The following is a 10105-nucleotide window of genomic DNA, read 5'->3' as shown; positions in this document are numbered from 1 at the left end:
GAGCAATGGATTCACTGTGGCAGCCCTCCTGGCTACATTGGCTAATTTCGGCGTTGAGTGGAACCGTCGAAATCGAGAAACAAACCGCTTGGCTCAAGAAGCACAACGAAGAACTGAGGAAGAGCAACGCAGAATTCGAGAAGAACAACGCAGAATTCGAGAAGAACAATGCAGAATGGCTCAGGAAAGAGCAGATGAATCTCGAAGAGCTGAGGAGAGAGAACGCCAAATTGCACGAACTAGAATTGAAACTCGATGCCGTATTGCCGAAATACAGTTCCAGCTTGACCCCTCCGACGGAAACCGACGGGCATTAAGGGAAGCTCTGGCCCTGCTAGCGGAATATGGGGACCTGTTCTCCTAAGGGCGATCGCCCTGTAGGTCAAACATTACAACAATCGATATTGCACCGGGAACGCTCTATGACCTCTCTGTGGGGCAAGGGCCTGTGTCGGCACAACGTTTTGAAGTTTTTCAAGTCCTCAATGATTTAAATCTAAGCTTAGAATTTCCTTAAAAGCGGAAACGCTATACGGCACTGTGGGATGTCTTGGCGGAAAAGGCCCGGTCTTTAGGGCAAATTTTTAGTCGTAATGGCCACCGAGAAGATCCCACCCATGGGCCGTTTTGGGCTTTTAAAGGATGTGTTTTTTGAGATCAAGTAGGGCGATCTCGCAGAGATCTGCTACGCGGTGCGCCTAGGGATTATTAGCTACAATGGGGCAGGAAAATTAATACTGTTAAAAGTTCCCAAGACAAACAGAAACAGAAACCTGCCATGAACACAATTAATGCACTCTACGATCAAGATTATTTTCTTTGGCTTCAAGAGACTTACAGGATGCTTGAGAGCAATAAAATTGAGCAGTTGGATCTAGAACATTTAAAGGAGGAAATTCTAGGTTTGGGTGATGAACAAAGACGAAAAGTTGATAGTTACCTGCGTCAGTTGCTCATTAATTTATTGTTGTATCAATATTGGGATAGCGAGAAAAATCTTTGTGGAAAGGGTTGGCAAAATGAAATTGATAATTTTCGGTTTGAACTGGAGTTATTGTTAAAGTCTAAAACTTTATATAATTATTTCTTGCAAGAAATTGAGGAAATTTATATCAAGGCTAGGCGACAGGCGATTAAAAAGAGTGAATTACCCGCTAATCTTTTTCCAAAAAGTTGTCCATTTTCTGCCGAGGCTCTACTTGATCCAGAGTTTCTGCCGGACTGAGGCCAGGGCAAATATCCGAAAAATGCTTGCATCTGTTGACAATTCAGTTAATGTATTAACGACACTAGCCAATCCAATGAGATTAAGCAGGGCGATCTCGCAGAGATCCGCTATGCGGTGCACCTGGGATTATTGGCCGCAATGGGGCGGGGAAGTCAAAGCCGTTAAAGATTCTCAGCCGGATTACGGAGCCGACGGAGGGGCGTAATATTAGGCGATCGCCCTTAAAAGATTGCTAAAATAGTTTTCTAAGTTGACAATTTAATTAATGTTATGACTTCTCAAATTTCCACTAAAAATCTCTATGAGAGTGACTATGTAGCTTGGCTAGATGCTACTCTTATTCAATTAAAAAACCATGATGTACAATATCTCGACTGGAAAAATTTAACTGAGGAGATTGAAGCATTGGGGCGGGAACAGCGGCATAAAGTTGAAAGTTACTTACTCCGATTATTAATTCATTTATTAATTTATCAATACTGGCATTCTGAAAAGTCATGGTCAGGGAATGGCTGGGAAAAAGAAATTGATAATTTTCGTCTGGAGCTAGATTTATTGCTTGAATCAGAAGTTCTTGCTAATCATCTAACAATGATTCTGGAAAAAGATTACCAAAAAGCCCGTAAAAGTGCCATTCGTAAATCAAAGTTATCCCCAGATACTTTTCCTCTACGTTGCCCCTATACCATTGAACAAATCTTAGACCCTGATTGGTTACCCTAGGGGAAAGTTTCAGGTGATTTTAAGATCATCATTGCCGACTCTAATCAACCACTATATAAGTTTATGAGCAGTAGACTGGATTGGGCTTTTGAACAGTTGGAAGAAAACTGTATATTAGTGGGGATAATTTTCAAGATGGTCGACAGTGGGAGGATGGGTTGAGGAAAGTTTATTCTTAAGTATGGTTTGCTCCGAAGGAGCGCCGTTTTGTTTTTTCTTGATAAGCAATCGCACGTTAGGCTGAGCAATTAGAAATTTTATGGCAGATACGGTTATTCGGGTTGAAAATTTGGGCAAGAAGTACGTCATTGGCCATCAAAAGCAGGAACGCTATACGGCACTGCGGGATGTGTTGGCGGAAAAGGCTGGGTCTTTGGGGCAAATTTTTAGTCGCAATGGCCACCGGGAAGATCCCACCCATGAGGATTTCTGGGCGCTAAAGGATGTGTCGTTTGAGATTAAGCAGGGCGATCGGGTAGGGATTATTGGGCGCAATGGGGCGGGGAAGTCAACGCTGTTAAAGATTCTCAGCCGGATTACGGAGCCAACAGAAGGACGCATTTCGATCAATGGTCGGGTGGCGAGTTTGTTGGAGGTGGGGACGGGATTTCATCCTGAACTGACGGGGCGGGAGAATATTTACCTGAATGGGGCGATTCTGGGGATGAGTAAGCGGGAGATTCGTCGTAAATTTGATGAAATTGTGGACTTTGCGGAGGTGGAAAAGTTTCTTGATACACCGGTAAAACGCTACTCATCGGGCATGTATGTGCGGTTGGCGTTTGCGGTGGCAGCGCACCTGGAGCCAGAGATTTTGGTGGTGGATGAGGTGTTGGCGGTGGGGGATGCCCAGTTTCAGAATAAGTGTTTGGGGAAGATGGAGGATGTAGCGGAGAAGGAAGGAAGAACAGTTTTGTTTGTAAGTCATAATTTACAGGCAGTAAGGAGGCTAACACATTCATGCATTCTACTTGAAAGAGGTTCAGTGAAGGATAGTGGAAACCCAGAGGGAGTCATTCAGTCGTATCAAAGTGCATTTAATGAAAATACTTTGAAGGGAAGAAAGTATTTGTCAAGTTGCTCTGGAGATAATGATGCCTTCGTTTATTCTGCTGATATTCTTTGTGATACTCAAGAATCATATTTATACTGGGGATGTAGTGTTGAATTTCAATTTTTACTAATAAATAAGAAGAAAAGGAGCGATCTAAGCTTTTCATTTCAAATCATTGATATTTTTACTCAGCAGCCAGTATGTCATTTCTGGTTCTTAAATTCAGATACAAGAATAGATCATGAGCTAGGATGTTTGTCACCTGGTTATTATACATTAAGATGCAAAATTCCGAAGTTAAGAATTTATATGGGATGCTATTCACTAACTACATGGCTATCTAGCAGAAAGGAAAACACTTTACTAGAGAAATTGAGTGATATTTGTCCATTTGAAATCTCTATGAATAATTTTGTTCGTCACAACTATGAATGGGTTCCCGGAACTTGTACGTATTTAGATGAATTTACTTGGTGTATTGAACAGGAAAACGAATTTTATGAATAATGTAATTTCATCCAGAAGAGTAGATTATAAATTTTCTTGTCCAAGAGATTCATTTATGACTAAAATTATCCGGAACCATATCGAGTTTGAACTTTTAGACTGCATAAAGCTATATGACAAAGCTCCTCGTCTTATAGACATTGGTTGTGGAAATCAGCCATTCAGAACCTTTGTTGAACAAATTGGCTTTAAATACACAGGAATGGATATTTACCAAAACGATTTTGGTTCGGTTGATTTTATCGCATCTATTGATAGTGATATTAGTAAACTATCAATTCCTCAATATGATTTTGATGTAATTCTTTGCACGGAAGTTTTAGAACATGTTGCAACTTGGGATACTGCCTTTGAAAATTTTTCAAAATTACTAAAAGAAAAAGGAAAAATTTTAATTACCTGTCCCCATATATACCCACTGCATGAGGAACCCTTTGATTTTTGGAGACCTACTATATACGCAATTGATTTTATGGCAAGAAAACACGGATTCGCAGTTCTTAAAAACATCTGCGCAGGGAATGCACTAGATGTCTTAGGAACTATTTTAGGTAGCTTTTATACATTGCCCTCGACCCGTAATAATATTGACAGGATAATAAATCGTCTTTTTCATATATTTAACAGCGCCATGACAACGTTTGTTTCAAGTGAGCTAATCCGAAATCGAGTCTTAGTAAAAAGCAATTTGTACTTGAGCAATATACTTGTTGCCGAAAAAATCTAAACGAAAGACTAAAACATTATGAGTTTACCAAAACTAAAGTTTGTTCATAAAAGAGCAGTTTGTACTATTGCCACCTACAGCTACTTACCCTCTGTCCGAGCATTAAATCATTCACTGCGGTCTACTAATCCAACATGTCCCCTATATGTACTCATTGTTGACTCTTGTGGTAGAGAGAATCAGTTAAAAAGTGAAACATTTGAAGTAATTACACTGGATGAGTTAGGATATTCTAACGATATAGAACCCATGAAGTTCTATTATGAGTCGTTCGAAATTTGTTGTGCCCTGAGAGGTTTTTTACATTCGTATTTTTATGAAAAAAATATTGCTGCTTCTTGGATTTTTTTAGACTCTGACATTGTTGTTTTTGATTCCCTAGAAATAGTTTTTAACAAACTTGAGCAATGCTCGGTTTTACTTAATCCACACATTACACAACCAATAAGTGCAAAGAATCATATAGTTCCAATTGAATTAAATATTCTTGTCTCAGGACTATATAATGGAGGTTTTTTAGGCATTAGACATTCTGATGAAGCCAAAAAATTTATTGACTGGTTTAGAAGAAGATTAATCGAATTCTCCTTTGCCAGAAAAGGAGAAGGAGTGCAAAGTCTTATTTGTGGAGATCAGCTTTGGTTAAACTACATCCCTCTATTTTTTGATAATGTTTGCTTGATTAAGCATCCTGCTGTAAATGTTGCTTATTGGAACATTACTCAAAAAAACACTTATATTGTCAATGGAAGGTATATGGTAGATAAGTACCCGCTAGTGTTTTTCCATTTCAGTGGATGGAATCCTGACGACTCTTTAACTTTATCCAGGCATTTTCGTGAAAGAGTTAACAGTGAATTCTGGCACTCAATATCTGAGGAGTACAAAAAACTTCTAAGTTTCTATGGATATGAAAACTTAAAAAGTCAAAAATACTTATATTCTTTTTTCCTAAATGGCGAGTCAATTTCTCCGAATGCCAGATATTTATATTACCTTGAATTACAGAATGGCAATATGGAAGGCTTAAATCCTTTTGAAATGTATGAATATTTTCAAGTTGAAATTAAAAAAAATCATAGGTCTAGTTGGAAAAATAAAATCTTTAATATATTAGAAAATATAATAAGGCATTAATTAATGGCGATTCGTCGATTCTCTTCTACACAGAAGAAGTTTTTCTAGGTTTCAAATTTATGCCATATAATACTATAAATTTAGATTTTGAGCATTTAACTCAAATTGATTGTTGCGAACGATTTAGACTTTGGAATTCTAAGTGTTATTCATCTCATGTTGAGTTTGATATATAATCACATGGGAGTTTCAGGTAGCTAATGATATTGCTAGTGGGATTTTGAAAAGGTTTTTATACATTGTCCTCGATGTGATCTCGATGGGGTAAACCTCTGTGGATGGAAACTAGAAGCGGTCTTACTGTACATGAGTGGTATGTCGATGAACGCGACGGCAAAACTATTGGGAGTTTCTACTCAGTCAGTGCTCAACTGGGTTAGAGATTTTGGTGAAGAAAAACTATGAAAAACCAGCCCCAGACTCAGCCAAGGTGGTGAAATTAGACGAAATGTGGCATTTTCTCCAGATAAAAAAACAAGTTATGGGTCTGGAAAGCATATGACTATATTACTGGGAGACTTATCGACTGGGAACTGGAAAATCGTGATAGTCAAACCTTGAGTCGTTTGCTGAAGAGACTGGTAAGGTGGAAAGTGACAGTATACTGTACCGATGACTGTAAACCCTATTGACAACTGCTGGATAAACATCCTGATACATTTCATGTGATTAGTAAAAGAGAAACGGTCGGAATTGAGAGAAACAACTCAGATAATCGTCATTGGTTCGCCAGATTCCATCGCCGGACGAAGGTTGTCTCCAGGTCAGTCCACATGGTTGATGTCACCATGGCAATATTGGCCAAATTCAAGGCTAATGGTAGCATAAAAATTCTACGCGACTGGCGCCTCTTATTACTTTCTTGAAACTCTCTTTTCGCGATGTTTATAGACTATTATCCGGGGTTCCAAGATCTGTCTAACTGTTCAATTGGCCCCTATAAGTTTAATTAGAATTTATAATTAATTGCTTTGAACGACTCAAACATCAAAAAAGCATTGATCTGTGGTATATCAGGACAGGATGGGGCTTATTTATCCAAGCTTTTGCTGAATAAAGGTTATGAAGTTTGGGGAACATCCCGTGATGCCCAGATATCGAACTTTAATAATCTTATCAAGCTCGGTATTAAGCAGAAAGTTAATTTAGTCTCAATGGCTGTTAATGATTTTCGTAGTGTCCTTCAAGTGTTGACCCGCTGTCAGCCGCAGGAAATTTATAATCTCAGTGGTCAAAGTTCCGTTGGTTTATCCTTTGAACAGCCAGTAGAAACTTTAGAAAGCATAGCCACAGGTACTTTAAATTTGTTGGAGGCTATCCGTTTTTTAGGACTACCAGCAAAATTTTACAACGCAGGATCTAGCGAATGTTTTGGAGATACTCACGGGGTTGCCGCTGATGAAAATACCCCTTTTCGTCCCCGTAGTCCCTATGGAGTTGCTAAAGCTACAGCTTTCTGGGAGGTAGCTAACTATAGAGAAGCCTATGGTTTATTTGCCTGTTCCGGCATCTTGTTCAACCATGAATCGCCCTTGAGACCGGAAAGATTTGTTACCCAAAAAATCATCTCTGCAGCCTGTAAAATTGCCCAAGGTTCCAAACAAAAGCTATCTTTGGGAAATATAAATATATGCAGAGACTGGGGCTGGGCTGAAGAATATGTGTTAGCTATGTACTTAATGCTACAGCAGTCTGAGCCCGAAGATTATGTCATTGCCACAGGCGAAGGCCATTCTTTAGAAGAGTTTGTATTTGAAGCATTTGCTACGGTAAATTTAAATTGGCAGGATTATGTCAATATTGAAACTAGTTTAATGCGACCAACTGATATTGCTATGAGTTTAGGTGATCCTGAAAGGGCAAAATTAAAGTTAGGTTGGAAGCCTAAGTTTAAGATGGCAGATATTGTCAGGATGATGATGGAACATATACTGCATGGAATATAAATTAAACGCAAAACATAAAATTTGATTTTATTTAGGCTTTTACTATGACTAAAATTTTCTATGATGGAGAAATTTATGGACATCAACGGAATGGCGGTATAAGTCGATATTTTGACAATATTATTAATAGATTACCGTCAAATTTTACTCCAATCTTAACAAGTATTCGATCATCGAAAGAACCGCATCCGCATCATCCAAACTTAGAATTATTTAGCTATAAGCGTTTTGGCTTTAAGCCCGGTTGTCTATCCTATTACCTAGAGCCTTACTATTTTAAAAGTATAGAATTTCTAAGTAACTATCAAATTTACCATCCTACTTACTATTCACTACTTACCAGAGAAGTAATACGAAAAAGAAATGTGCCTATTGTTATTACCGTTTATGACATGATCCATGAAGTATTTGCCGAAACTCTTTCTTCTCAAGATCAGACAATAAAACTAAAACGCCACGCAATATTGGCGGCTGATATTATATTGTGCATTTCTGAAAGTACAAAGTTAGATTTGTTGGAAAGATACCCCTCGGTAGAAAATAAGGTGAGGGTCACACACCTAGCAACAGATTTTAATGATGCCTTAGGTTATGGGGATGAACCTATTCCTGGTAAACCGTTTTTTGTTTATGTTGGTGGGCGTGGCGGCTACAAAAATTTTAGTTTTTTATTGAGTGCTTTCAAAAAAGTAGTTTTTAAAAATCCTGAATTATATCTTTGCGTTGTAGGCTCAGTCTTCACGGATTCAGAACAGAGACAAATAGCAGAGTTGAAGTTAGACAACTATATTTTAAATTTAAATAACATAAGTGATACTTATTTAGCTAAGTTATATAGACATAGTATTGCTTTCGTCTATCCATCACAATATGAAGGATTTGGGATACCACCACTCGAAGCAATGATTTGTAACACTCCAGTTATCGCATCTAATACTTCTAGTATTCCTGAAGTTGTTGGGGATGCTGGATTGTTATTTAATCCTAATTCAATTGATGAATTAGTTGATAATTTATTGCTTGTAATAGATCATCCATTAACAAGAGATGCAATAGTATTGAAGGGACAGGAAAGACTAAAGCTATTCAGCTGGGATAAAACTCTTAAGAAGACGTTACTAGCTTATGAAGATGCATTAAATATAAATAATTAGAAATACAAAAAATGACACAAAACGTTAATTCAAAAATAAAATTAGAGATCAAAAAATATTTTCTATCGGCACTTTAAATGCTTATCTCATAACAATATTTGTGTTATTTTTAGAAGTGAAAATGATGGTATAAATGCTCGATTTATGCTACGATTTCCTTTTTTATTTTTGCACATGATACAAGTACTAAATACGTCCATACCCTACGGTTTAATACAAAGCCGATTTAGCTTGTCAAGGCTCCTGTCGGATAGCTGAGACTGCGCTCAATGCAGAGCAAATACATTATCTATTTGTTGAGCATGTTACCAAATATTTGCCAACAATAAAATTTTTGAAATTCTCCTACTTACTTGTTGGTTAAACTTTTTACCAATGCTTGTAAAGAATACAATATTACAAATACTCAAGATGAAATTTACTCAGCATAAGGATACAAAATTCACCAAAATAATTGTAATTTCTTCTATTACCCCTCAACCAACTAGTGCTGGACAAATTATTTTATATCGTCATCTAAGTCAGTTGGAACAAGACAATATTGTTGTTGTTGTTTCCCCACCAGATAAAGCTAATGGTTCAAGTTGGATAGTGAAAATATTGAGCCGGTTAGAGCGTACTCGCTGGCACCAAGTTGGTAATGATCTAGCCGTGTTGCTCAATGGTCAGCACTGGGATCATACTATCAATTCTAGTCTTCTCAAGACATCTGTAAGCTTAGTGTTAACAGTTGCTCATGGAGATGGTTGTTGGGTTGCTCTTCGTTTTGCCCGTCAGTACAAACTACCTTTGGTTACTATTTTTCATGATTGGTGGCCAGATATTCCCACAGTTCATTCTCCCCTGAAGAGAATATTAGAGCACCGCTTTCAGCAACTATATGAGAAGTCTAGTTTAGCGTTTTGTGTGTCTGAAGATATGCAACGATATTTGGGAAAACATTACAACAGCCATGTTCTGTGTCCTATTCCGGCTCATATGCCAGAGTTAATTACGGCTCAGGCTCAGTCTTCACCATATTCAGAGCGTCCTCTAAAGATAGTATATTCCGGTGGACTTTACGATTATGGCCCAATGTTGGGAGAACTATTGCAGACAACAAAAGAACATTCCCAAGTCAAACTACAAGTGCGGGGTGCTATACCAAACTGGCCCATGGGTTTACGGGATGAAATGCGAGAGCGAGGGCTATGGTTAGACTTTGCTCCCAGAGATGAGCTAAATGACTGGCTGGCCAGTGCTGATGCCTTTTTAGTAACAATGAGTTTTGATCCGGCTTTAAGACGGCGTATGGAAACCAGCTTTCCTTCCAAGTTGCCTGAGTATGCCCAATTTGGTAAACCTATAATTATTTGGGGACCAGAATATTGTTCAGCAGTCAAATGGGGATTAGATAGCGATCGTGCCTTAGTCATTACCGATAAAAACCCAACGAGTGTTGTTTTTGCTTTGGAAAAGTTGCAGTGTTCCCCTGAAAAGCAGCAATACTATGCTCAGCAAGCTAGAATGGCGGCAGATAAAGAATTCAACCCATTAAAAATTCAGATTCAATTTCAAGAAAAAATTCAAAGTTTGGCTATTTGAAACCAATTTCTTTTGTAAAATTATTTAAAACTCCTGTGTAACATC

10 protein-coding genes and 1 pseudogene are annotated in these 10105 nt (G+C 38.1%); all 11 read left to right on the top strand.

Features of this window, described 5'->3' with window-relative positions:
* A partial coding sequence (locus H6G45_RS13465; RefSeq protein WP_199309766.1) for a hypothetical protein occupies positions 1-317 on the top strand: 317 nt, incomplete at its 5' end.
* Positions 318-778: 461 nt separating this feature from the next.
* Positions 779-1225, top strand: a complete 447-nt coding sequence (locus H6G45_RS13460; RefSeq protein WP_190598927.1) for a DUF29 domain-containing protein — start codon at positions 779-781, stop codon at positions 1223-1225.
* A 128-nt stretch (positions 1226-1353) separates the two neighbouring features.
* Positions 1354-1464 (top strand): ATP-binding cassette domain-containing protein, encoded by a 111-nt coding sequence (locus H6G45_RS19870; protein ID WP_347338269.1) that lies wholly within the window; start codon positions 1354-1356, stop codon positions 1462-1464.
* Positions 1465-1498: 34 nt separating this feature from the next.
* A complete protein-coding gene (locus tag H6G45_RS13450) occupies positions 1499-1951 on the top strand; it encodes a DUF29 domain-containing protein (RefSeq protein WP_190598926.1) in 453 nt (150 codons plus the stop codon).
* A 259-nt stretch (positions 1952-2210) separates the two neighbouring features.
* The gene (locus H6G45_RS19865; protein ID WP_190598925.1) at positions 2211-3512 is read left to right on the top strand and encodes an ABC transporter ATP-binding protein; all 1302 of its coding nucleotides are present in this window, start codon (positions 2211-2213) and stop codon (positions 3510-3512) included.
* Positions 3505-4239, top strand: a complete 735-nt coding sequence (locus tag H6G45_RS13440; protein WP_190598924.1) for a class I SAM-dependent methyltransferase — start codon at positions 3505-3507, stop codon at positions 4237-4239. Before H6G45_RS19865 ends, H6G45_RS13440 begins: the two co-directional genes overlap by 8 nt.
* A gap of 18 nt (positions 4240-4257) precedes the next feature.
* A complete protein-coding gene (locus H6G45_RS13435) occupies positions 4258-5376 on the top strand; it encodes a hypothetical protein (RefSeq protein WP_190598923.1) in 1119 nt (372 codons plus the stop codon).
* Between the two features lie 263 nt (positions 5377-5639).
* Positions 5640-6242 (top strand): annotated as a pseudogene (locus tag H6G45_RS13430) (IS1 family transposase); the annotation flags it as partial.
* Positions 6243-6347: 105 nt separating this feature from the next.
* Positions 6348-7322 (top strand): GDP-mannose 4,6-dehydratase, encoded by a 975-nt coding sequence (locus H6G45_RS13425; protein ID WP_199309765.1) that lies wholly within the window; start codon positions 6348-6350, stop codon positions 7320-7322.
* A 44-nt stretch (positions 7323-7366) separates the two neighbouring features.
* Positions 7367-8476 carry a glycosyltransferase family 1 protein gene (locus H6G45_RS13420; protein WP_190598922.1) on the top strand — a complete coding sequence of 370 codons (1110 nt, stop codon included), beginning with the start codon at positions 7367-7369 and terminating at the stop codon, positions 8474-8476.
* 411 nt (positions 8477-8887) lie between these two features.
* On the top strand, positions 8888-10060 hold the full coding sequence (locus H6G45_RS13415) for a glycosyltransferase (protein ID WP_199309764.1): 1173 nt from the start codon (positions 8888-8890) through the stop codon (positions 10058-10060).
* The last annotated feature ends 45 nt before the right edge of the window (positions 10061-10105 follow it).

Source organism: Synechocystis sp. FACHB-383, assembly GCF_014698605.1.
Lineage (GTDB): Bacteria > Cyanobacteriota > Cyanobacteriia > Cyanobacteriales > Microcystaceae > Synechocystis > Synechocystis salina.
This window is presented reverse-complemented; position numbering and strand designations above follow the sequence as displayed.